Source organism: Burkholderia sp. 10_S31, assembly GCF_056930375.1.
In genome coordinates this window covers 1-22,841 of sequence record NZ_JBXOWK010000002.1, presented here as the reverse complement: position 1 = coordinate 22,841, position 22,841 = coordinate 1, and the positions used below count along the sequence as shown (strand labels likewise).

Annotated in this window: 14 protein-coding genes, 2 tRNA genes and 3 rRNA genes; 6 read left to right on the top strand and 13 right to left on the bottom strand. The window is 63.9% G+C overall.

Annotated elements, in window-relative coordinates; genetic code table 11:
* Positions 1 to 19: 19 nt before the first annotated feature.
* Entirely contained in the window at positions 20 to 763 is a 744-nt protein-coding gene (gene msrA / locus AC1Z3W_RS14785) for a peptide-methionine (S)-S-oxide reductase MsrA (RefSeq protein ID WP_175827258.1), read from the top strand.
* Positions 764 to 1,003: 240 nt separating this feature from the next.
* A complete protein-coding gene (locus tag AC1Z3W_RS14780) occupies positions 1,004 to 2,125 on the top strand; it encodes an aromatic ring-hydroxylating oxygenase subunit alpha (protein ID WP_057924177.1) in 1,122 nt (373 codons plus the stop codon).
* 51 nt (positions 2,126 to 2,176) lie between these two features.
* Here AC1Z3W_RS14780 and hydA read toward each other — a convergent pair whose 3' ends face one another.
* From hydA to AC1Z3W_RS14755, 5 genes are all read right to left on the bottom strand, one after another.
* Positions 2,177 to 3,634: a dihydropyrimidinase gene (gene hydA / locus AC1Z3W_RS14775; protein ID WP_057924176.1), complete on the bottom strand. Its 1,458-nt coding sequence runs from the start codon at positions 3,632 to 3,634 to the stop codon at positions 2,177 to 2,179.
* A 46-nt stretch (positions 3,635 to 3,680) separates the two neighbouring features.
* A complete protein-coding gene (locus AC1Z3W_RS14770) occupies positions 3,681 to 5,189 on the bottom strand; it encodes an NCS1 family nucleobase:cation symporter-1 (RefSeq protein WP_057924175.1) in 1,509 nt (502 codons plus the stop codon).
* A 99-nt stretch (positions 5,190 to 5,288) separates the two neighbouring features.
* A complete protein-coding gene (gene preA / locus AC1Z3W_RS14765; RefSeq protein ID WP_124835639.1) occupies positions 5,289 to 6,596 on the bottom strand; it encodes an NAD-dependent dihydropyrimidine dehydrogenase subunit PreA in 1,308 nt (435 codons plus the stop codon).
* A gap of 72 nt (positions 6,597 to 6,668) precedes the next feature.
* Positions 6,669 to 8,006 carry an NAD(P)-dependent oxidoreductase gene (locus tag AC1Z3W_RS14760; protein WP_057924173.1) on the bottom strand — a complete coding sequence of 446 codons (1,338 nt, stop codon included), beginning with the start codon at positions 8,004 to 8,006 and terminating at the stop codon, positions 6,669 to 6,671.
* 129 nt (positions 8,007 to 8,135) lie between these two features.
* Positions 8,136 to 9,416, bottom strand: coding sequence for a Zn-dependent hydrolase (locus AC1Z3W_RS14755; protein WP_057924172.1), 1,281 nt, complete (start codon positions 9,414 to 9,416; stop codon positions 8,136 to 8,138).
* A 362-nt stretch (positions 9,417 to 9,778) separates the two neighbouring features.
* Between AC1Z3W_RS14755 and AC1Z3W_RS14750 the strand changes: the two genes are divergently transcribed.
* Positions 9,779 to 10,471, top strand: coding sequence for a TetR/AcrR family transcriptional regulator (locus AC1Z3W_RS14750; RefSeq protein WP_124835637.1), 693 nt, complete (start codon positions 9,779 to 9,781; stop codon positions 10,469 to 10,471).
* 112 nt (positions 10,472 to 10,583) lie between these two features.
* Here AC1Z3W_RS14750 and AC1Z3W_RS14745 read toward each other — a convergent pair whose 3' ends face one another.
* From AC1Z3W_RS14745 to AC1Z3W_RS14735, 3 genes are read right to left on the bottom strand one after another with little or no spacing between them, the layout of a single operon-like run.
* A complete protein-coding gene (locus AC1Z3W_RS14745) occupies positions 10,584 to 11,774 on the bottom strand; it encodes an acetyl-CoA C-acetyltransferase (protein ID WP_124835636.1) in 1,191 nt (396 codons plus the stop codon).
* Between the two features lie 24 nt (positions 11,775 to 11,798).
* The gene (locus AC1Z3W_RS14740; protein ID WP_057924169.1) at positions 11,799 to 12,566 is read right to left on the bottom strand and encodes a 3-hydroxyacyl-CoA dehydrogenase; all 768 of its coding nucleotides are present in this window, start codon (positions 12,564 to 12,566) and stop codon (positions 11,799 to 11,801) included.
* Between the two features lie 20 nt (positions 12,567 to 12,586).
* On the bottom strand, positions 12,587 to 14,260 hold the full coding sequence (locus AC1Z3W_RS14735; protein WP_124835635.1) for an acyl-CoA synthetase: 1,674 nt from the start codon (positions 14,258 to 14,260) through the stop codon (positions 12,587 to 12,589).
* Between the two features lie 136 nt (positions 14,261 to 14,396).
* On the opposite strand from AC1Z3W_RS14735, the gene AC1Z3W_RS14730 reads away from it, so the two are divergent.
* From AC1Z3W_RS14730 to AC1Z3W_RS14720, 3 genes are all read left to right on the top strand, one after another.
* The gene (locus AC1Z3W_RS14730; protein ID WP_057924167.1) at positions 14,397 to 15,401 is read left to right on the top strand and encodes an AraC family transcriptional regulator; all 1,005 of its coding nucleotides are present in this window, start codon (positions 14,397 to 14,399) and stop codon (positions 15,399 to 15,401) included.
* 281 nt (positions 15,402 to 15,682) lie between these two features.
* Positions 15,683 to 16,282, top strand: coding sequence for a hypothetical protein (locus tag AC1Z3W_RS14725; RefSeq protein ID WP_483507866.1), 600 nt, complete (start codon positions 15,683 to 15,685; stop codon positions 16,280 to 16,282).
* Between the two features lie 101 nt (positions 16,283 to 16,383).
* Positions 16,384 to 16,755: a nuclear transport factor 2 family protein gene (locus tag AC1Z3W_RS14720; RefSeq protein ID WP_057924166.1), complete on the top strand. Its 372-nt coding sequence runs from the start codon at positions 16,384 to 16,386 to the stop codon at positions 16,753 to 16,755.
* A 447-nt stretch (positions 16,756 to 17,202) separates the two neighbouring features.
* Here AC1Z3W_RS14720 and rrf read toward each other — a convergent pair.
* The 5 genes from rrf to AC1Z3W_RS14695 form a co-directional block, all read right to left on the bottom strand.
* Positions 17,203 to 17,315: ribosomal RNA gene (gene rrf, locus AC1Z3W_RS14715) — 5S ribosomal RNA — on the bottom strand.
* 129 nt (positions 17,316 to 17,444) lie between these two features.
* A 23S ribosomal RNA gene (locus tag AC1Z3W_RS14710) occupies positions 17,445 to 20,326 on the bottom strand.
* Positions 20,327 to 20,607: 281 nt separating this feature from the next.
* Positions 20,608 to 20,683: transfer RNA gene (locus tag AC1Z3W_RS14705), tRNA-Ala, on the bottom strand.
* 39 nt (positions 20,684 to 20,722) lie between these two features.
* Positions 20,723 to 20,799: transfer RNA gene (locus AC1Z3W_RS14700), tRNA-Ile, on the bottom strand.
* A 63-nt stretch (positions 20,800 to 20,862) separates the two neighbouring features.
* A 16S ribosomal RNA gene (locus AC1Z3W_RS14695) occupies positions 20,863 to 22,395 on the bottom strand.
* The 16S, 23S and 5S rRNA genes sit together here with 2 tRNA genes alongside, the layout of an rRNA operon.
* Positions 22,396 to 22,841 lie beyond the last annotated feature (446 nt).

Sequence of the window (22,841 nt, the reverse complement as noted above, 5' to 3'; positions counted from 1 at the left end):
CATTTCCAAGGAGCAATTCATGATCCCGACATCCACTCGCGATTCCGCACCGCGGCGGCGGGCGGCCATGCTGCGCCGCATCGGCGCGATCGCCGTCGCGGCCGCCGCCGTGTTCGGCTACCAGCGCGTCGTCAGTTCCGCGGAACCGATGCGCACCGTACCCGCGCCGACGCTCGACGAAACCCCGGGCGCGTCCCACGAAGAGACGGCCGTGCTCGCCGGCGGCTGCTTCTGGGGCGTGCAGGGCGTGTTCGAGCACGTGAAGGGTGTGAAGCAGGTCACGGCCGGCTATGCGGGCGGCGCGTCCGAAACCGCGCACTACGGGCTGGTCGGCACCGGGCTGACCGGCCACGCGGAATCGGTACGCATCGTCTACGACCCGACGCAGGTCACGTACGGCCGGCTGCTGCAGGTGTTCTTCTCGGTCGCGCACGACCCGACCGAACTCAACCGCCAGGGCCCCGACGAAGGGACGCAATACCGGTCCGCGATCTTCCCGACCACCGCGCAGCAGCGAGCGGTCGCGACCGCGTACATCGCGCAGCTCGGCACCGCGCACACGTTCCCGGCGCCCGTCGTCACGCGCGTCGAGCCGTACAAGGGCTTCTATCCGGCCGAGGCCTATCACCAGAACTACCTCGAGCTGCATCCCGACGCGCCGTACATTGCGTTCAACGACCTGCCGAAGGTCGCTGGGTTGAAGCAGCGCTTCCCCGCGCTGTACCGCGCCGACGCGGTGCTATGGCGCGACGCCCGCCTGTGACGGACCGCCGGCCGTGCGGCGGCGTGCTCGCGGCGGGCTCGCGGCGGGCTCGCGGCATGACGCGGCCGGCCCGCGCCGCCGGCCGCGTTTGCGCTGCATCAACGAAACCCATGCTGCCCCGGCCGGGCAAACCCGCATCGCGTCAGCTTCGCGGGCCAACTTCGCGTAGACTTCTCCAGATCAGGCCCCGCCGCGACACGCGGCGCCGGGAACTCTTCAGCCAGCCAGGAGGCGTCACGCATGCGCGCAGTGCCTTTGTCTGACAGCAGCACCCTCGACGAACCGTCCACCGGCACGGTCGTGCGCGACCTGCGTCGCGTGCCCATCCATCCCGATCACTGGTATCCGCTCGCGTGGTCGCGCGAGCTCAAGCGCGGCAAGACGCTCGGCGTGCGCTTCGCCGGCGATCCGATCGTGCTCGTGCGCACCGAATCCGGTGCCGTATATGCACTCGAAGATCGTTGCGCGCACCGCCAGGTGCCGCTGCATGCGGGCGTCGTCACCGGCGAAACGCTGCGCTGCTGCTATCACGGCTGGACCTACGCGTGCGACAGCGGCCGCTGCGTCGACGTGCCCTACCTCGGCCGCGAGCGCCTGCCGAACGGCGTGCGCGCGTATCCGTGCCGCGAGGCGCACGGGCTGATCTTCGTATTTCCCGGCGACGCGACGCTCGCCGACGAACGCCCGTTCCCCGCGCTCGAATCGGCGGACGACCGCGCATTCAAGACGCGCCGCTTCGGCCGCGAGGTCAAGTGTCACTACTCGTTCATGCACGAGAACCTGATGGACATGAACCATCAGTTCCTGCATCGCAAGCAGATGGGCCAGATGCGCGCGCGCAGCGTCGGCCGGCGGCGCGGCGACGACTGGGTCGAGGTCGACTACACGTTCGCACGGATGGAAGGCAAGCAGCCGGTCGGCGAGGCGCTCGTGTTCGGCGCCAGCAAGAAGCCGGCCGACCAGGCCGACAAGAGCGTGATGACGGTGCGCACCGGCTACCCGTACCAGACGCTGCAGATCCGCTCGAGCGAAGGCACGCTCGTGATGGATCTGTGGATCGTCTACGTGCCACTCGATGCGCAGCAGCGCACCAACCGCACGTTCGGACTGCTATCGATCCACAAGCCCGGCATTCCGTTCGCGCTCGATCTCGCGTGGCCGCTGCTCGTCTGGTTCACCGAGCGGATCTTCCGCGAGGATCGCTGGATCGTCGAGCGCGAGCAGGAAGCGCACGACCGGCAGGGCGCCGACTGCAACCACGAGGTGTTCCCGGTCATCAACGAACTGCGCGACCTGCTACGCCAGTGCGGCGCGCGCACCGTGATCCCGATCCGCGAAGCGAACGCGGGCGACGCGCGCTGACCACCGCGGCGCGCGCCCGCTTTCTCCCGCTTTCTCCCGCTTCGCGCCCGCTCAGCCGGTGCGCTCGACTGGGTGCGGCTCGCGCAGCCGGTTCGCGATGCGTGCGGCTTCGTAGTAGCCGGCCGCGGGCGGGCGCTTCAGGTAGCGGCCCGCGCCGCGCACCGCACGCAGCTCGCCGTCGGCCCATGCGAGCGCGCCGCGCGTGAGCGTGTGCGTCGCCGCGCCCTGCACCGTCATCCCCTCGAACACGTTGAAGTCGACCTGCTGGTGATGGGTCTTCACCGAGATCGTCTTCGTCGCGGCCGGATCCCACACGACCAGGTCGGCATCGGCGCCGACCTGCACCGCCCCCTTGCGCGGATACAGGTTGAAGATCTGCGCGGCGTTCGTCGACGTGATCCGCACGAACTCGTTCGGCGTGAGGCGGCCGTGATTCACGCCGTGATGCCACAGCACCGACATGCGGTCCTCGACGCCGCCGCAGCCGTTCGGAATCTTCGTGAAATCCTCGCGGCCCATCGCCTTCTGCGACGCGCAGAACACGCAGTGATCGGTCGCCGTCGTATGCAGCTGCCCCGCCTGCAGCCCGCGCCACAGCGCTTCGCGATGCTCGGCCGAGCGGAACGGCGGGCTCATCACGTGCGCGGCCGCACGCGTCCAGTCCGGGTCGCGATACACCGCCTCGTCGATCACCAGGTGGCCCGGCAGCACCTCGCCGAACACGCGCAGCCCTTCGCTGCGCGCCCGCGTGATCGCATCGACCGCGTCCTTCGACGACACGTGCACGATATAGACGGGCACGCCGAGCACCTGCGCGATGCGGATCGCGCGGTTCGCGGCCTCGCCCTCGACTTCGGGCGGACGCGACAGCGGGTGCGCCTCCGGCCCCGTCATCCCGCGCGCGAGCAGCGCCTTCTGCAGCTGGAACACGAGCTCGCCGTTCTCCGCGTGCACGGTCGGCAGCGCGCCGAGTTCGAGCGAACGCGAGAAGCTGTTCACGAGCACTTCGTCGTCGGCCATGATCGCGTTCTTGTACGCCATGAAGTGCTTGAAGCTCGACACGCCGTGCTCGCGCACGAGCGTGCCCATGTCACGGTGCACCGATTCGTCCCACCAGGTGACGGCCACGTGGAAGCCATAGTCGGCCGCCGCCTTCTCGGCCCAGCCGCGCCATTCGTGGAACGCGTCCATCAGCGGCTGCTTCGGGCTCGGGATCACGAAGTCGATGATGCTCGTCGTGCCGCCCGACAGCCCCGCCGCCGTACCCGAATAGAAATCGTCGCTCGCCGTCGTGCCCATGAACGGCAGTTCCATGTGCGTATGCGGATCGATGCCGCCCGGCATCACGTACTGGTCGTGCGCGTCGACCACCGCCGCGCCGGCCGGCGCGTCGATCGTCTCGGCGATCTGCAGGATCGTGCCGCCGTCCTGCGGGTCGGCGCACAGTACGTCCGCGCGATAGGTGCGGTCCGCATCGACCACGGTGCCGCCACGAATCAGGATTGCCATGTCGTTGCCTCCTCGTTGACTGTCGGGTGCCGCCTGCATTCGCGCATCACGCGCTCGCGATCTGCGCGCGCTGCGCGGCACGCCACTTCATCCAGGTGCCGTACACGCCGGACGCCAGCACGAGGCCGACGAACCACGCGTACGTGTAGAGCGTGTTGAAGAATGCCGGCACGTTCGGGAACGATGCCGGGAATGCGGTATGCAGGAAGCCGGGCAGGTTCGGCAGCACGCCGATCGCGAGCGCGCCCAGTGCGGCCGGGTTCCAGCCGCGCGCATAGCTGAAGTCGCCGCGCTCGTCGAACAGCGCGTGCGTATCGAGCCGCGTGCCGCGAATCAGGAAGTAGTCGACCATCAGGATGCCCGCGACCGGCCCGAGCAGCGCCGAATAGCCGACGAGCCAGGTGAAGATATAGCCTTCCGTCGTCGCGAGGATCTTCCACGGCATCATCACGATCGCAATCGTCGCGGTGATCATTCCGCCGGTGCGATACGAGATCGCCTTCGGCCACAGGCTCGAGAAGTCGTACGCGGGGCCGACGAGGTTCGCCGCGAGGTTACAGCACATCGTGTCGAGCGTGAGGATCACGAGCGCGATGCCGACGCCGATGCCGGTCATCCGGCTCGTCAGGTCGATCGGATCCCAGATCGCGTTGCCGTAGATCACGACGGTCGCCGACGTCACGACGACCGACACCACCGACAACAGCGCCATCGGCAACGGCAGCCCGATCGACTGGCCGATCACCTGGTCGCGCTGCGAATGCGCGAAGCGCGTGAAGTCGGGAATGTTCAGCGCGAGCGTCGCCCAGAAGCCGACCATCGCGGTCAGCCCCGGCCAGAACGTCGCCCAGAAGAGTCCGGCCTTCTTGCCGCCCGCGACGAACTGCGACGGTGCCGACAGCATCGAGCCGAAGCCGCCTGCCTGCGACGTTGCCCACCACACGAGCGCGATGCACATCACGACCTTGATCGGCGCGGACCAGCTCTCGAGCCAGCGGATCGAATCGGTGCCGTGCCAGATGAAGTAGAGCTGCAGCGCCCAGAACACGAGGAAGCATGCGAGCTGCCCGACCCCGATGCCGACGATCGGCAGCGCCGCGCCATGCAATGCGTTGCCGGTCAGGATGTTCAGCAGCGTATAGATCGCGCTGCCGCCGAGCCAGGTCTGGATGCCGTACCAGCCGCACGCGACGATCGCGCGCAACAGCGCGGGCAGCTTCGCGCCCTGCGTGCCGAACGACGCGCGCACGAGCACCGCGTACGGAATCCCGTGTTTCGCGCCCGCATGACCGATGAGCAGCATCGGCACGAGCACGATCAGGTTGCCGAACAGCACGGTCAGCACCGCCTGCCACGGCGACATGCCTTCCTGGATCAGCCCGGCCGCGAGCATGTACGACGCGATGTTCATCACCATCCCGACCCACAGCGCCGCGAAGTGGTACCACCGCCAGGTCCGCTGCGCCGCCGTCGTCGGCGCAAGGTCGTCGTTGTACAAACTGCCGGCCGGCGCCGCGGCGCTGTCGGGATCGGCGGGAATCGCTGCTGGTTTCATCGAACGCGCTCCACGTAAACGTCAGCGCCGGCATCGTGCGATGCCGGCCGAACGGGACACAAGCGGCGGCGCGGCCGGTACCGCGCCGCCGGCCATCGGTCAGGCTGCCTTCGCGTGTTTCGCGGGTTCCGCCGGGCTCGCACCCGCGTCGGCGCGCGTCGGGTTGTTCGGATGCGTCGTCCAGTTCGCATAGTCGCCCGCGTCGACCCGCTCCATCGTGATGCATTGCTCGACCGGACACACATGCATGCAAAGATTGCACCCGACGCACTCCGCGTCCACCACCTCGAAATGCCGCACGCCGTCCTTCTCGGCGGTGATCGCCTGATGCGACGTGTCCTCGCACGCGATATGACACAGCCCGCACTGGATGCAGCGATCCTGGTCGATGCGCGCCTTGATGTCGTACTTCAGGTTCAGGTATTTCCAGTCGGTCACGTTCGGCACCGCGCGGCCGCGGATGTCGTCGAGCGTCGCGTAGCCCTTCTCGTCCATCCAGTTCGACAGCCCGTCGATGAAATCCGACACGATCCGGAATCCGTAATGCATCGCGGCGGTGCACACCTGCACGCTGCCGGCGCCGAGCACCATGAACTCGGCCGCGTCGCGCCACGACGAAATCCCGCCGATGCCGGAAATCGGCAGGTTCGGCGTTTCCGGGTCACGCGCGATCTCCGCGACCATGTTCAGCGCGATCGGCTTGACCGCCGGGCCGCAATAGCCGCCGTGCGTACCCTTGCCGTCAACGGTCGGCATTGGGGCCATCTGGTCGAGATCCACCGCGACGATCGAGTTGATCGTGTTGATCAGCGACACGCCGTCCGCGCCGCCCTTGTATGCGGCGCGCGAACCCATCCGGATGTCGCTGATGTTCGGCGTGAGCTTCACGAGACACGGCAGCTTCGTGCCTTCCTTGACCCAGCGCGTGACCATCTCGACGTATTCCGGCACCTGCCCGACGGCCGCGCCCATCCCGCGCTCGCTCATCCCGTGCGGACAGCCGAAATTCAGCTCGACCGCATCGGCGCCCGTATCCTCGACGAGCGGCAGGATCCATTTCCAGTCGCGCTCGTTGCACGGCACCATCAGCGACACGATCAGCGCGCGGTCCGGCCAGTCGCGCTTCACCTGCGCGATCTCTCTCAGGTTCACGTCGAGCGGACGATCGGTGATCAGCTCGATGTTGTTCAGCCCGGCGATCCGCTGGCCGTTCCATTGCACCGCGCCGTAGCGCGAGCTGACGTTGACGACGTGCGGATCGAGCCCGAGCGTCTTCCAGACGACACCGCCCCAGCCAGCCTCGAACGCGCGGTTGACGTTGTATGCCTTGTCAGTCGGCGGCGCGGACGCCAGCCAGAAGGGATTCGGCGAAGTGATGCCTGCGATGGTGCAGCGAAGGTCGGCCATGTTCGGCTCCGTGAAAATGGGGCGATTATCGTGATCCGCGTGACGTGCGCGACGCCGTTGCGTATGCCGCGCTCACGCGGCCCTGGCGTCGCGCTGCGCGAGCGCCGCGTCGATCGCAGCCGCCGCGCGCTTGCCGTCCTGCACGGCCTGCACCGTGAGGTCGATGCCGCCGGTTGCCGCGCAATCGCCGCCGGCCCACACGTCGGGCAACGCGGTGCGTCCGTCCGCATCGACCGCGATGCGCGTACCGTCCGCCGTCAGCAACGCGGCTTCGACACCGTCCGGCACCAGCGTCTGGCCGATCGCCTTCAGCACCATGTCCGCATCGACGGTGAAGCGTTCGCCCGACGCGGCCTCGAATTCCACGCCCGTCACGTGCCCATCCGCGCCCGCGATGCGCACCGGCTTCGCGTGCGTGACGAGCGTGACGCCGCTCTTTTGCGCGAACTCGCGTTCGGCCCAGGTCGCGCTCATCGCGTCCACGCCGCGCCGGTACACCATCGTCACGCGTTCCGCGCCGAGCTTGCGGCTCTGCACGGATGCGTCGATCGCCGTGTTGCCGCCGCCGATCACGACCACGCGCCGCCCGACCGCCACGTTCTCAAGCGCATCGGCCTGCCGCACCTGCTCGATGAAGTCGACCGCGTTCATCACGCCGGTCAGTTGTTCGCCGTCGATCGCGAGCGTGCGCACGCCGCCGAGACCCATCGCGAGAAACACCGCGTCGTGCCGCTCGCGCAACGCGTCGAGCGTCATGTCGCGGCCGAGCGCGACGCCTGTCTCCAGCGCGATGCCGCCGACCGACAGCAGCCACTCGACCTCGCGCTGCGCGAAATCGTCGACGGTCTTGTACGCGGCGATCCCATATTCGTTCAAGCCACCCGCCTTCGGCCGCGCGTCGAACAGCGTGACGCGATGGCCGGCCACCGCGAGCCGGTGCGCGCAGGCGAGCCCGGCCGGCCCCGCGCCGACCACCGCGACATGCCGCCCCGTATCGGGCGCACGCGTGAAGCGCACCGCGCCGGTCGCCATCGCCCAGTCGGTCGCGTGCCGCTGCAGCGCGCCGATCGCGACCGGCTGTGCGTCCTGGTGATTGCGCACGCACGCGCCTTCGCACAGGATCTCGGTCGGGCACACGCGTGCGCACATCCCGCCGAGCGGGTTCGCCGACAGGATGTCGGTCGCCGCGCCCTTCAGGTTGCCGTTGCCGATCTTGCGGATGAAGCTCGGGATGTCGATCTGCGTCGGGCAGGCCTGTACGCACGGCGCGTCGTAGCAGTAGTGGCAGCGGCTGGCGGCCGCCGCGGCGGCAGTCGGATCGAGCAGCGGCGCGATATCGGCGAATTCACACGAGAGTTGCGTGGACGACAGGCGATGCGCGGCGATATCGCCGGTTGGCTTGGTGGTCATACGCGTTCCTTCGACTGGGTGGAGACAAAGCCGTCCCCGCCGGCTGCGAATGCACAGTCGGGGCGGTCATGCTTCGGAATGCCGCGGTCAGGCGATGAGCCGCCTGCCGGCTGCGCTAGATCCGATCCGTCATGAAGCCGGCTCGCAGGCACGCGAGAGCATCGCGTGCAGCAGCACGTTCGCGCCGGCCTCGATCCACGCAGGCGTCGCGTCCTCGATCTCGTTGTGGCTGATGCCGTCGACACACGGCACGAACACCATCGACGTCGGCGCGACCTGCGCGAGGTAGCACGCGTCGTGTCCCGCACCCGACACGATGTCGCGATGCGAATAGCCGAAGCGGTCGGCCGCGTCGCGCACGGCCGCGACGCAGGCCGGATCGAACGCGACGGGCTTGTAGTAGAAAATCTGCTCGAGCGCGGTTTCGAGTCCGATCTCGCCCGCGATGCGCGCGACGCCGTCGCGCAGCGCGGCGTCCATCTTCGCGAGCACGGCGTCGTCCGGATGCCGGAAATCAACGGTGAAGAACACGCGGCCCGGAATCACGTTGCGCGAGTTCGGATGAACCTGCATCATCCCGACCGTCGCGCAGCCGAACGGCGCGTGATCGAGACCGATCCGGTTCACGAGATCGACGACCCGCGACGCGCCGAGCAGCGCATCGCGGCGACGCGGCATCGGCGTCGGCCCCGCATGCGCTTCCTGGCCGGTGAACGTGATCTCGTACCAGCGCTGCCCCTGCGCATCCGTCACGACGCCGATCGTCTTGCACTCCGCCTCGAGAATCGGCCCCTGCTCGATATGCAGCTCGAACGCCGCGTGCAGCTTGCGGCCGCCGCACGGCACGTCGCCGGCGTAGCCGATGCGTGCGAGTTCCTCGCCGATCGTCTTGCCGTCGACGTCCTTGCGCGACAGCCCGTATTCGAGCGAAAACACGCCCGCGAACACGCCCGACGCAACCATCGCCGGCGCGAAGCGCGAGCCTTCCTCGTTGGTCCAGATCACGACCTCGACCGGATGCTCGGTCTCGATGCCGCGATCGTTGAGACTGCGAATCACCTCGAGGCCGCCGAGCACGCCGTAGATGCCGTCGAAGCGGCCGCCCGTCGGCTGCGAATCCGCGTGCGAGCCGGTAACGACCGGCGCCGCGTCGGCCACGCGGCCCGCGCGGCGCATGAACACGTTACCCATCGTATCGACCGTCACCGTGCAGCCGGCCGCCTTCGCCCAGCCGACGATCAGGTCGCGGCCGGCCTTGTCGAGATCGGTCAGCGCGAGGCGGCAGACGCCGCCCTTCGGCGTCGCGCCGATCTTCGCGACCTCCATCAGGCTGTCCCACAACCGCCTGCCGTCGACCTTGATCGACGTGTCGAATGCTGCCCGCTTCACTGTTTCCGATACCGCGTCCATACGTATCGCTCCTGTGGGGTCGGTCATGTCGTCATCCCGGTCGCTGCCGGTGCGCGCATTGCTGCCGTCGGGGCAAACCCGCACCCGCGAGGTGCAGATGCGCATCGTTCGCGCGATTCGTCCGATCGATCGGCGGGGTGCTGGCACCGCGTTCCGCCACTCGTCGAATCCTGTCCGATTGGACAGGTTTTAGACGATCAAAATGCGCAACGCAATGTCTTTCTTGCGTAACGCGTTCGAGCGAGAAACGTGCCACCGCATCGCAGCATCGTGCATGCGCCGATGTGCGCGCACGTGCGTTCGACGCGAACCAGCGGCTAGAATGAAGCCCAACGCGGCACGCATGCCGCGCGAGGGCAACGATGAGACATGACGAAGCGGCCGCGGAAGCCACCGGCCACGACGAAGCGGGCACGCCTTTGCGGCGACGCAAGGCACGCATCCGCGAGTCCAACGAAGCGCATCTGCTGGCCTGTGCGGAAGCCGTGTTCGCGGAGCGCGGGCTCGCCGGCGCGAGCACCGCGATGATCGCCGAACGTGCGGGCCTGCCGAAAGCGAACCTGCATTACTACTTCCCGACGAAGCTCGCGCTGTACCGCCGCGTGCTCGACGACCTGTTCGAAGACTGGCACCGCGCGGCCGGATCGTTCGAGGCCAGCGACGATCCGGTCGAAGCGATCGGCAACTACGTGCGCGCGAAGATGGATCTGTCGCGACGGCGCCCGCTCGGCTCGAAGGTGTGGGCCAACGAGATCATCCACGGCGCCGCGCACATGCAGGACATCCTGTCGGAACGCGTGAAACCCTGGTTCGACACGCGTGTGAAGGTCATCGAAGGCTGGATCGCGCGCGGACTGCTCGCACCGATCGATGCGCACGCATTGATGTACCTGATCTGGGCGACCACGCAGCACTATGCGGATTTCGATGCGCAGATCCGCGCGCTGAGCGGCAAGCGTGCGTTCACGCAGAAGGCGTTCGCGGAGACGACCGAGCAGGTCGTGCAACTCGTGATCCGCGCGTGCGGGGCGGCGTCGCCGAACGCGCCCGTGTAGCGCGATCGTGCATTCCCGGAAAATCAAAACGGGCGACGGGCACGATGCCCGTCGCCCGCGTTGCGAGACGGCGTACGTGCCGTCCCGCGCGTGATGCGTGAATGCGTTCGCGCTACGCGACGCGCTCGATCGCGATTGCCGTCGCCTCACCGCCGCCGATGCATAGCGACGCGATGCCGCGCTTCATGCCATACGCTTCGAGCGCGGCCAGCAGCGTCACCATCACGCGCGCACCCGATGCGCCGATCGGATGGCCGAGCGCACACGCGCCGCCGTGCACGTTGACCTTCTCGTGCGGCAGATCGAGATCGCGCATCGCGGCCATCGCAACCACCGCGAACGCTTCGTTGATCTCGAACAGGTCGACGTCGCGCAGGTTCCAGCCGGTCTTCTCCGACAGCTTGCGGATCGCGCCGATCGGTGCCGTCGCGAACAGGCCCGGCTTGTTCGCGTAGGTCGAATGCCCGACGATCACGGCCTTCGGCACGAGACCGAGGCGATCCGCTTCCGAGCGACGCATCAACACGAGCGCGGCCGCGCCGTCGGAGATCGACGACGAATTGGCGGCCGTCACCGTGCCGCCTTCGCGGAATGCCGGCTTGAGCGTCGGAATCTTGTCGAGCTTCGCGTTGCCCGGTTGCTCATCGATCGACACGACGGCTTCCGTCTTGCCGGCCTTCACGGTCACTGGCGCAATCTCCGACACGAAGCGCCCTTCCGAGATCGCGCGTTGCGCACGCGTCAGCGATTCGATCGCGAACGCATCTTGCGCTTCACGCGTGAACTGATACGACTGCGCGCAATCCTCCGCGAAGGTGCCCATCAGCCGGCCCTTGTCGTATGCGTCCTCCAGCCCGTCGAGGAACATGTGATCGAGCACCTGCCCGTGGCCCATGCGCATGCCCGCGCGCGCCTTCGGCAGCAGGTACGGCGCGTTCGTCATGCTCTCCATCCCGCCCGCAACCGCCACGTCGGCCGACCCGGCCAGCAGCAGGTCGTGCGCGAACATCGCGGCCTTCATCCCGGAGCCGCACATCTTGTTGACCGTGGTCGCGCCCGCGGCCAGCGGCAGTCCGGCCTTCAGCGCGGCCTGCCGCGCCGGCGCCTGCCCCTGGCCGGCCGGCAGCACGCAGCCGAACACGATTTCATCGATGCGCTCGGCCGGCACGTTCGCGCGTTCGAGCGCCGCGCGGATCGCTACCGCGCCGAGTTCGCTCGCGCTGGCCGCGGCCAGGTCGCCCTGAAAACCGCCCATCGGCGTGCGCGCCGCGCCGACGATTACGATCGGATCCTGTGTCGTCATGATCGAGTTCCTCCAGTTCCAGTGTCAGCGCGGTGCCATGCGCAGCGCGCCATCGAGACGGATGACTTCGCCGTTCAGCATCGTATTCTCGGCGATGTGGCGCACCAGCGCCGCGAATTCGTCGGGGCGGCCGAGCCGCGGTGGGAACGGCACGCTCTTGCCGAGCGCGTCCTGCACGTCCTGCGGCATGCCGGCCATCATCGGCGTCGCGAAGATGCCCGGTGCGATCGTCACCACGCGAATGCCGAACCGTGCGAGTTCGCGTGCGATCGGCAGCGTCATGCCCACCACGCCGCTCTTCGATGCCGCGTACGCGGCCTGCCCGATCTGACCGTCGAACGCCGCGACCGACGCGGTGTTGACGATCACGCCGCGCTCGCCTTGCGCATCGGCATCCTGCTTCGACATCGCGTCGGCCGCCAGCCGGATCATGTTGAACGTGCCGACCAGGTTGATCGACACCGCACGCGCGAAGCGGTCCAGCGAATGCGGGCCTTCGCGGCCGACGACCTTCTCGCCCGGCGCGACGCCCGCGCAGTTCACGAGCGCATCGATACGGCCAAACGCATCGAGCGTGACGGCAACGGCCGCCTGCCCGTCGGCTTCGCTCGTCACGTCGGTCTTCACGAAGCGTGCGGACGTGCCGAGTTCGTGCGCGAGGCTCGTGCCGGCGTCTTCATTGACGTCCAGCAGCACGGCCTTGCCGCCTTCGGCGACCACCATGCGCGCCACCGCGGCACCGAGGCCCGAACCGGCGCCCGTAATCAGAAAAACGCGATCCTTGATATTCATTCGCACTCCGTATTCGGTGTTCAGGGTTGAGCGGCCTTGTCGGCTTCCATCTTTCGCAGTACGAAGCGCTGAATCTTGCCGCTCGGGGTTTTAGGCAGCGCGTCGACGAAGTCGATCGCGCGGGGATAGGCATGGGCCGACAGCCGCCGCTTCACATGCTGGCTCAGTTCGTCGGCCAGCGCCGGCGTGCCTTCGAAGCCTTTCGACAGCACGACGAACGCCTTGACGATCTCCGTGCGCTCCGGGTCCGGCACGCCGATCACCGCGGCCTCGCTGACGGCCGGATGCTCGATCAGCGCGCTTTCCACGTCGAACGGGCCGATCCGGTAGCCGGACGACGTGATCACGTCGTCCGCGCGGCCGATGAAGCTCACCGTGCCGTCCGGCTCGAGCTCGACGTTGTCGCCGGTCCGGTAGTAGCCGCCCGCGATCGCCGGCGTGTCCTGCTGCCAGTAACCGTAGAACCACAGCAGCGGCGAGCGCGCGATGTCGATCGCGAGGTTGCCGGGCTCGCCCGGGCCCAGTTCGCGGCCGGCTTCGTCGAGCACCGCGACGCGATAGCCGGGCATCGCGAAACCGGCTGAACCCGCATGAACGACGTGCGTGAGCCCGTGATGGTTGTTCACGACCATCCCGAGTTCGGTCTGCCCGTAGTGATCGTAGATCGGCGCGCCGAGCGCCGCATGGAACCAGCGCACGACTTCCGGATTCAGCGGTTCGCCCGCGCTGCTGACGACCCGCAGCTGCCCTTTCAGCCGCGCCGCCGCTTCGGTGCCGGCCGCCATCAGCATCCGGTAAGCGGTCGGCGAACCGGCGAGACTCGTGATGCCGAGTCGTTCGATCACGTCGTAGGTGCTGTCGACCGTGAAGCCGCCCTCGTATAGCGTCGTTGCATGGCCGAGCAGCAGCGGGCCCGTGATCGCGTAATAGAGGCCGTATGCCCAGCCCGGATCGGCGATGTTCCAGAAGCGGTCGCCGTCGCGCAGGTCCACCGCGTCGCGCATGTATGCGCCGAACGCGAGCAATGCGCGCAGCGGCACCGGCACGCCCTTCGGCAAGCCCGTCGTGCCCGACGTCGACATCATCATGAACAGGTCGGTGCCCTTGCGCGGCACCGGTTCGAACGTGTCGGACTGCGCGTCGAGCGCCGCGCGGAAATCGATGTCGCGGGCCGGTAGCGCGTCGCCCGACTCGCGCACCGTCGCGACCGGCGGGCAATCCGCGATCTCGTCGAGCTTCGTGCGGTTCGCGACGTTGGTGACGACCAGCCGCGCATCGCTCATGCGCAGCCGATGCTCGATCGCCTTCGGTCCGAATGCGGTGAAAAGCGGCTGATAGACGGCGCCCGCGCGCCACGTGCCGAGGATCGTCGCGACGAGTTCGGGCGTGCGCGGCAGCAGCCCGGCCACGACATCGCCCGGCTTCACGCCCCGCTCGACCAGCAGGTTCGCGACACGCGCCGACAGCGTCTGCATCTGCGCGAACGTGAAGCTGCGGTGCTGGCCACCGGCGTCGATCCAGTCGAGTGCGATCGCGTTCGCGTCTGCCGCCGCATGCCGGTCGCAGCATTCGACGCAGGCGTTCAGGCCCTGCTCCAGGTCGCCGTGCAGATAGGCAGCGGCAGTCTCGATACGGAAGCCGGCCACGGCGTCGGCGTAGGCCGGCACCGCCCGGGCAGTTGCTCCATCACGCATGCATGTCTCCTGTTCGTTATGACCGCCGGCGAACCGGGGGTATATCGATGATGGTAGACAGCCGTCACATTGCAATCAATGACAAACAGAATCTAGAATCGTGATCGCTTTTGCCATGTCTGGAGGGCATGAAAAAATGGGGCCGCAGATGATCTCGCCCGATTTCGTCGAGGATGCGCTCGAGAGCCTGCGCCGGCAACGGATGCCGGCCGAGCCCGTGCTGTGCGCCGCCGGCTTGCCGGCCGCCGTGCGGGAGCCCGTCACGCCGCAGCAGTACGGCCGGCTGTGGCTGGCTATCGCCAGCGCGATCGACGACGAATTCTTCGGGCTCGCGGCCCGCCCGATGCGGCGCGGCAGCTTCACGCTGCTGTGCCATGCCGTGCTGCATGCAGGCACGCTCGAGAAGGCGCTGCGGCGTGCGCTGCAGTTCCTGCGCGTCGTGCTCGACGAACCGCACGGCGAACTCGTGATCGCCGACGGCCAGGCGCAGATCGTCCTCACGCAGGCGGGTGCGCCCTATTCGGCGTTCGCTTACCGGACGTTCTGGCTGATCCTGCTCGGCGTCGCCTGCTGGCTGATCGGCCGACGCATTCCGCTGCAGCGCATCGATTTCGCGTGCCCGAGCCCCGACCAGCGCAGCGACTACCACCAGTTCTTCGGCGTTCCGGTCCATTTCGATCGCCCCGACAGCCGGCTCGCATTCAACGCCGCCTATCTCGCGCTGCCGACGATCCGCTCCGCGCAGGCGCTGAAAACGTTCCTGCGCGGCGCACCCGGCAACCTGCTGGTCCGCTACCGGCACGACACCGGCTGGGTGGCAAGAACGCGCGCCCACCTGAAGGCACTGCCGGCCGCCGAATGGCCGGACTTCGATACGCTGGCCGTGCGCCTCGGCACGACACCTGCGACACTGCGGCGACGCTTGCGCAGCGAGGGGCAGAGCTTCGCATCGATCAAGGACGAGCTGCGCGGCGCGCTGGCCCAGTCGCTGCTGCGCGGACACACGCTCAGCGTCGCGGAAATCGCGGCCGAACTCGGCTTCACCGAACCCAGCGCGTTTCATCGCGCGTTCCGGAAATGGACGGGCACGAGCCCGGGCGCGTTTCGGCGCGACGTCAATGCGGCGCAGCCGGAGCATTGATACGCAACGCGGCCCGGGCACGCTGCGAAGTCAGCACGACATGCCGTCGACGCTCGCGGCCACACCCTGCTGCGGCCACGAAAGCAGCTTGCAACCCATGTAGTAGAGGAGCAACGTCAACGACGGCCCGGAAGATCTACGAAATGTCGGTCCCGCCGAGCCGGCTTGCTCAATGGAGATTCACTACGCGACCATGGGTGCCGGCTACCGGCGCAATGTTGCACATCGCCCGATCCGATCACATACTGGTCGGCCCATGCGAACAGGACCGGACCGCTTCGATGGTGACTGTCGATCAAGGTGCCGCTTCAGTGCTGGGTGTCGTCGGATCTGCCGTGTCCCTGCTGGCAGCGATTCCGTACGCGCTCGCGATCTACCGGCGCACCGTTCGTCCGCATCTGTTCACGTGGCTTATCTGGTCGGTCGTCACGACGATCGCGACCGCCGGTCAGTTCGTTGCGGGTGCCGGACCGTCTGCGTGGTGCACGGCGGCGATTGCGCTCACCTGCTTCCTGACTTTCGTCGCGAGCCTGTTTCGAGGCGAACGCGGCTGGACACGCGTCGACTGGTTTTTCCTGTGCGCGGCGCTATCGGCGATACCGCTCTGGATGCTGACCGACGACCCGACGTTGTCGATCTGCCTGGTCACGCTGATCGAGCTTGCCGGCCTCGGCCCGACCGTGCGCAAGACTCTCCACGATCCGTGGAGCGAGAGCCTCGCGTATTTCGCGCTGTGCGTGCTCAAGTACGCGCTGGCGCTGCTCGCGTTGAGCACGTGGAATGTCGCGGTTGCGTTCTATCCTGCAGTCAACATCCTCGCGTCGATCGGCATCTGCTTGCTGATGATGGTGCGGCGTCAGACGCTGTCGAAAGTGGAGTAGCCTCTGTCGAGCAGACGTGATGCCTGAATGCGAGGGGTGCCGCGACCGGCTTGCCGGTCATGCGTGGCATCCTGATCCTTCGAACTGATGCGAGGCCCGATATGGATGCAGTTCGTGCAGTCATCGAACCGTACGAAGCCGCACTTCGAGCGGCGATGCTCGTTAGCGACGTCAACACGCTCGATATGTTGCTGGATGATGACCTGATCTTCACCGTTCCGACCGGGCAGGTCATTTCGAAGCACGAGGATCTATCTGCGCATCGTGCGAAGCTGCTGCGTCTCGACGCACTTGGCATCCAGGAGATGCAGGCCAGGGCAATCGACGAGATGATCCTCACCACGACGAAAGCGATGCTTGCCGGTCATTTCGACGGCACTGCATTCAACGGCACGTTCGCCTATACGCGCCTGTGGCGCCGGTCGTGGAGCAGCTGGCGTGTCGTTGCCGGACACGCATCTCAGATCGGTTGAGCTGTGACATGCCGGCAATCGATAAACGACGGAATCCAAAGGTGAGACGATGCCGCGATTGCCGCGCACCGACATGTTCGGCGCGCAGCAACCACTGCCAATGACGGGGGGAAGAGATGCAGATGACTTTTATCGTACGTGCAGCACATGCGGTCGATAAGAACGCGTTGACGAAACCGGCTCGCGTTTCCAAGGTGCACCGGAATTATCCGAAGCGCTGCTGCAGGACTCGCTGCCCTCGCTGCGGCGATGTCGGTTGCAGCGGGATCGAGCTACTGGGCCCGGCTGCGACGCGGGTGCGACGTGATGAGGATCCTGCCTGGCCAGCTCACCGGCCTACCGGCACGAGCTCCCAAGCCAACACCTGGCGGCCATCGCCCTTTTCCTTTTCCGGCGCCGCAAATGCAAAAACCCCCGCCTTTCGGGCGGGGGTTCTTGGCTTAGGGAGCCTGACGATTACCTACTTTCACACGGGAATCCGCACTATCATCGGCGTAGAGTCGTTTCACGGTCCTGTTCGGGATGGGAAGGGGTGGGACCGACTCGCTATGGTCATCAGGCAAAGAGGGTTGTTGCGCTGGCTTCGCAGCACAACCAATCTTGGAAGAAGCAGTAATTCAGGTTGTGTGTATCACACACGAGAATCCAACTTGTCCGACGCGCTCTCTAGCGCGAAACAGACTTGTTATAGGATCAAGCCTTACGGGCAATTAGTATCAGTTAGCTGAACGCATTACTGCGCTTACACACCTGACCTATCAACGTCCTGGTCTCGAACGACCCTTCAAGGGGATCTAGTCCCCAGGGATATCTCATCTTAAGGCGAGTTTCCCGCTTAGATGCTTTCAGCGGTTATCTCTTCCGAACATAGCTACCCGGCGATGCCACTGGCGTGACAACCGGTACACCAGAGGTTCGTCCACTCCGGTCCTCTCGTACTAGGAGCAGCCCCCTTCAAATATCCAACGCCCACGGCAGATAGGGACCAAACTGTCTCACGACGTTTTAAACCCAGCTCACGTACCTCTTTAAATGGCGAACAGCCATACCCTTGGGACCGGCTACAGCCCCAGGATGAGATGAGCCGACATCGAGGTGCCAAACACCGCCGTCGATATGAACTCTTGGGCGGTATCAGCCTGTTATCCCCAGAGTACCTTTTATCCGTTGAGCGATGGCCCTTCCATACAGAACCACCGGATCACTATGACCTGCTTTCGCACCTGCTCGACTTGTCGGTCTCGCAGTTAAGCACGCTTATGCCATTGCACTATCAGCACGATTTCCGACCGTACCTAGCGTACCTTCGTACTCCTCCGTTACGCTTTGGGAGGAGACCGCCCCAGTCAAACTGCCTACCATGCACTGTCCCCGACCCGGATCACGGGCCAAGGTTAGAACCTCAAACAAACCAGGGTGGTATTTCAAGGACGGCTCCACCGAAACTAGCGTTCCGGTTTCATAGCCTCCCACCTATCCTACACAGATCGGTTCAAAGTCCAATGCAAAGCTACAGTAAAGGTTCATGGGGTCTTTCCGTCTAGCCGCGGGTAGATTGCATCATCACAAACACTTCAACTTCGCTGAGTCTCGGGAGGAGACAGTGTGGCCATCGTTACGCCATTCGTGCAGGTCGGAACTTACCCGACAAGGAATTTCGCTACCTTAGGACCGTTATAGTTACGGCCGCCGTTTACCGGGACTTCAATCAAGAGCTTGCACCCCATCATTTAATCTTCCGGCACCGGGCAGGCGTCACACCCTATACGTCCACTTTCGTGTTTGCAGAGTGCTGTGTTTTTATTAAACAGTCGCAGCCACCAGTTTATTGCAACCCCTTCACCCTCTGCGCGCAGGCGCATCAAGCTACAAGGGCGTACCTTATCCCGAAGTTACGGTACCAATTTGCCGAGTTCCTTCTCCCGAGTTCTCTCAAGCGCCTTAGAATACTCATCTCGCCCACCTGTGTCGGTTTGCGGTACGGTCATCGTTAGACTGAAGCTTAGAGGCTTTTCTTGGAACCACTTCCAATTGCTTCGCTCCCTAAGGAGCTCGCGCCACACCCTTGAATTACGCACCCGGATTTGCCTAAGTGCCTTCTCCAATGCAGCGACCGGGACTTCCAACACCCGGACAACCTTCCGCGATCCGTCCCCCCATCGCATCTAACAATGGTGCAGGAATATTGACCTGCTTCCCATCAGCTACGCATTTCTGCCTCGCCTTAGGGGCCGACTCACCCTACGCCGATGAACGTTGCGTAGGAAACCTTGGGCTTACGGCGAGGGGGCCTTTCACCCCCTTTATCGCTACTCATGTCAGCATTCGCACTTCCGATACCTCCAGCACCCTTTACAAGGCACCTTCGCAGGCTTACGGAACGCTCTCCTACCATGCGTGCAAAGCACGCATCCGCAGCTTCGGTATATAGCTTAGCCCCGTTACATCTTCCGCGCAGGACGACTCGATCAGTGAGCTATTACGCTTTCTTTAAAGGGTGGCTGCTTCTAAGCCAACCTCCTGACTGTTTTAGCCTTCCCACTTCGTTTCCCACTTAGCTATATTTGGGGACCTTAGCTGGCGGTCTGGGTTGTTTCCCTCTTGACACCGGACGTTAGCACCCGATGTCTGTCTCCCGTGATTGCACTCTTCGGTATTCGGAGTTTGCTATGGCGGGGTAATCTGCAATAGACCCCCCAACCATGACAGTGCTCTACCCCCGAAGGTGAGACACGAGGCACTACCTAAATAGTTTTCGGAGAGAACCAGCTATTTCCAAGTTTGTTTAGCCTTTCACCCCTATCCACAGCTCATCCCCTAACTTTTCAACGTTAGTGGGTTCGGACCTCCAGTACGTGTTACCGCACCTTCATCCTGGCCATGGATAGATCACTTGGTTTCGGGTCTACGCCCAGCAACTGAACGCCCTATTCGGACTCGCTTTCGCTACGCCTGCCCTATACGGTTAAGCTTGCTACTGAACGTAAGTCGCTGACCCATTATACAAAAGGTACGCCGTCACCCCTTACGAGGCTCCGACTGTTTGTATGCATGCGGTTTCAGGATCTATTTCACTCCCCTCCCGGGGTTCTTTTCGCCTTTCCCTCACGGTACTGGTTCACTATCGGTCGATCACGAGTATTTAGCCTTGGAGGATGGTCCCCCCATCTTCAGACAGGATTTCACGTGTCCCGCCCTACTTGTCGCACACCTAGTTCTTTCATACTGTTTTCGCCTACAGGGCTATCACCTGCTATGGCCGCACTTTCCAGAGCGTTCGGCTAACAATACAAATAAAGAGTGCAAGGCTCATCCCATTTCGCTCGCCACTACTTTGGGAATCTCGGTTGATTTCTTTTCCTGCGGTTACTTAGATGTTTCAGTTCACCGCGTTCGCTTCACATGGCCTATGTATTCAGCCATGGATACTCCAAAAGGAGTGGGTTTCCCCATTCGGACATCTACGGATCAAAGCTCGTTTGCCAGCTCCCCGTAGCTTTTCGCAGGCTACCGCGTCCTTCATCGCCTGTGATCGCCAAGGCATCCACCACATGCACTTGTTCGCTTGACCCTATAACGAGTCTGTCTTGCGACAGTCGCTACAGGTTGAGTTCTCGCGTTGTGCCGTATTCCAATTGAGCCGAACATTAAGTTCGAATCATCTTGAGATACATCGATACAATCACAACCCGGATAGCTTTCACGTCCATCTCAAGACGCTTCCGCTATCCAAATTACTTACTTCTTCCAGATTGTTAAAGAACGACAGCCGATACATACTACGTATCACTCTGACTGGCTCAATCGCCAATGACAAAGATTCGACCAAGTCGAACGCTTGTCATTGAAGATTGGTGGAGGCAGACGGGATCGAACCGACGACCCCCTGCTTGCAAAGCAGGTGCTCTCCCAGCTGAGCTATGCCCCCATTGAGTACAGATGCCTCAGGTGTGTTACCGCCAGACAATGGTGGGTCTGGTTGGATTCGAACCAACGACCCCCGCCTTATCAAGACGGTGCTCTAACCGACTGAGCTACAGACCCCTGAGTCTGTCTTTAAATTTACAGCCGATAAGCGTGAGCGCTCAATTTTGCGAGAAGCTCTGGAAAGGAGGTGATCCAGCCGCACCTTCCGATACGGCTACCTTGTTACGACTTCACCCCAGTCATGAATCCTACCGTGGTGACCGTCCTCCTTGCGGTTAGACTAGCCACTTCTGGTAAAACCCACTCCCATGGTGTGACGGGCGGTGTGTACAAGACCCGGGAACGTATTCACCGCGGCATGCTGATCCGCGATTACTAGCGATTCCAGCTTCATGCACTCGAGTTGCAGAGTGCAATCCGGACTACGATCGGTTTTCTGGGATTAGCTCCCCCTCGCGGGTTGGCAACCCTCTGTTCCGACCATTGTATGACGTGTGAAGCCCTACCCATAAGGGCCATGAGGACTTGACGTCATCCCCACCTTCCTCCGGTTTGTCACCGGCAGTCTCCTTAGAGTGCTCTTGCGTAGCAACTAAGGACAAGGGTTGCGCTCGTTGCGGGACTTAACCCAACATCTCACGACACGAGCTGACGACAGCCATGCAGCACCTGTGCGCCGGTTCTCTTTCGAGCACTCCCGCCTCTCAGCAGGATTCCGACCATGTCAAGGGTAGGTAAGGTTTTTCGCGTTGCATCGAATTAATCCACATCATCCACCGCTTGTGCGGGTCCCCGTCAATTCCTTTGAGTTTTAATCTTGCGACCGTACTCCCCAGGCGGTCAACTTCACGCGTTAGCTACGTTACTAAGGAAATGAATCCCCAACAACTAGTTGACATCGTTTAGGGCGTGGACTACCAGGGTATCTAATCCTGTTTGCTCCCCACGCTTTCGTGCATGAGCGTCAGTATTGGCCCAGGGGGCTGCCTTCGCCATCGGTATTCCTCCACATCTCTACGCATTTCACTGCTACACGTGGAATTCTACCCCCCTCTGCCATACTCTAGCCTGCCAGTCACCAATGCAGTTCCCAGGTTGAGCCCGGGGATTTCACATCGGTCTTAGCAAACCGCCTGCGCACGCTTTACGCCCAGTAATTCCGATTAACGCTTGCACCCTACGTATTACCGCGGCTGCTGGCACGTAGTTAGCCGGTGCTTATTCTTCCGGTACCGTCATCCCCCGGCTATATTAGAACCAAGGATTTCTTTCCGGACAAAAGTGCTTTACAACCCGAAGGCCTTCTTCACACACGCGGCATTGCTGGATCAGGCTTTCGCCCATTGTCCAAAATTCCCCACTGCTGCCTCCCGTAGGAGTCTGGGCCGTGTCTCAGTCCCAGTGTGGCTGGTCGTCCTCTCAGACCAGCTACTGATCGTCGCCTTGGTAGGCCTTTACCCCACCAACTAGCTAATCAGCCATCGGCCAACCCTATAGCGCGAGGCCCGAAGGTCCCCCGCTTTCATCCATAGATCGTATGCGGTATTAATCCGGCTTTCGCCGGGCTATCCCCCACTACAGGACATGTTCCGATGTATTACTCACCCGTTCGCCACTCGCCACCAGGTGCAAGCACCCGTGCTGCCGTTCGACTTGCATGTGTAAGGCATGCCGCCAGCGTTCAATCTGAGCCAGGATCAAACTCTTCAGTTTAAACCTGTTACTGTTTTCGGTTCTTTCGAACCGGTCGCTCACTCAAAGCTGACAGGTATATGAATCACTTCATAAACCTGACTTACTTTAGTGTGAGACTCTTGATACTTTCGCTATCTGATCCGAGGATCAGCTCGCGGCCATCAAGCGCCCACACTTATCGGCTGTTAATTTTTAAAGAGCGTTTCTGCGAGGAACTTCGTGTTTCTCAGCAGCGCTGCGTTTTCAGCAGCAGAGAAGCGAGATTATGAACCGTGTTTCTCAGTTCGTCAACAACTTTTTTAACTGCTTCGTTGCGACGGCTGGGGTTCAACTCCGTGTGCGCCGGGGCTCTACAACCCGCCCTCAACCGCACCGCTTCCCTTCTTCCCCCGCGCCGCGTTTCCGTTAGCGCGAAAGAGGCGTGATTCTAAGCACCCCACCCGTCTCCGCAACCCCCTTTGTGA

Excerpts from the sequence above, each read along its gene's own strand:
- msrA (WP_175827258.1), top strand. The coding sequence starts at position 20 with ATGATCCCGACATCCACTCGCGATTCCGCACCGCGGCGGCGGGCGGCC.
- AC1Z3W_RS14780 (WP_057924177.1), top strand. The coding sequence starts at position 1,004 with ATGCGCGCAGTGCCTTTGTCTGACAGCAGCACCCTCGACGAACCGTCC.
- hydA (WP_057924176.1), bottom strand. The coding sequence starts at position 3,634 with ATGGCAATCCTGATTCGTGGCGGCACCGTGGTCGATGCGGACCGCACC.
- AC1Z3W_RS14770 (WP_057924175.1), bottom strand. The coding sequence starts at position 5,189 with ATGAAACCAGCAGCGATTCCCGCCGATCCCGACAGCGCCGCGGCGCCG.
- preA (WP_124835639.1), bottom strand. The coding sequence starts at position 6,596 with ATGGCCGACCTTCGCTGCACCATCGCAGGCATCACTTCGCCGAATCCC.
- AC1Z3W_RS14760 (WP_057924173.1), bottom strand. The coding sequence starts at position 8,006 with ATGACCACCAAGCCAACCGGCGATATCGCCGCGCATCGCCTGTCGTCC.
- AC1Z3W_RS14755 (WP_057924172.1), bottom strand. The coding sequence starts at position 9,416 with ATGGACGCGGTATCGGAAACAGTGAAGCGGGCAGCATTCGACACGTCG.
- AC1Z3W_RS14750 (WP_124835637.1), top strand. The coding sequence starts at position 9,779 with ATGAGACATGACGAAGCGGCCGCGGAAGCCACCGGCCACGACGAAGCG.
- AC1Z3W_RS14745 (WP_124835636.1), bottom strand. The coding sequence starts at position 11,774 with ATGACGACACAGGATCCGATCGTAATCGTCGGCGCGGCGCGCACGCCG.
- AC1Z3W_RS14740 (WP_057924169.1), bottom strand. The coding sequence starts at position 12,566 with ATGAATATCAAGGATCGCGTTTTTCTGATTACGGGCGCCGGTTCGGGC.
- AC1Z3W_RS14735 (WP_124835635.1), bottom strand. The coding sequence starts at position 14,260 with ATGCGTGATGGAGCAACTGCCCGGGCGGTGCCGGCCTACGCCGACGCC.
- AC1Z3W_RS14730 (WP_057924167.1), top strand. The coding sequence starts at position 14,397 with ATGGGGCCGCAGATGATCTCGCCCGATTTCGTCGAGGATGCGCTCGAG.
- AC1Z3W_RS14725 (WP_483507866.1), top strand. The coding sequence starts at position 15,683 with ATGGTGACTGTCGATCAAGGTGCCGCTTCAGTGCTGGGTGTCGTCGGA.
- AC1Z3W_RS14720 (WP_057924166.1), top strand. The coding sequence starts at position 16,384 with ATGGATGCAGTTCGTGCAGTCATCGAACCGTACGAAGCCGCACTTCGA.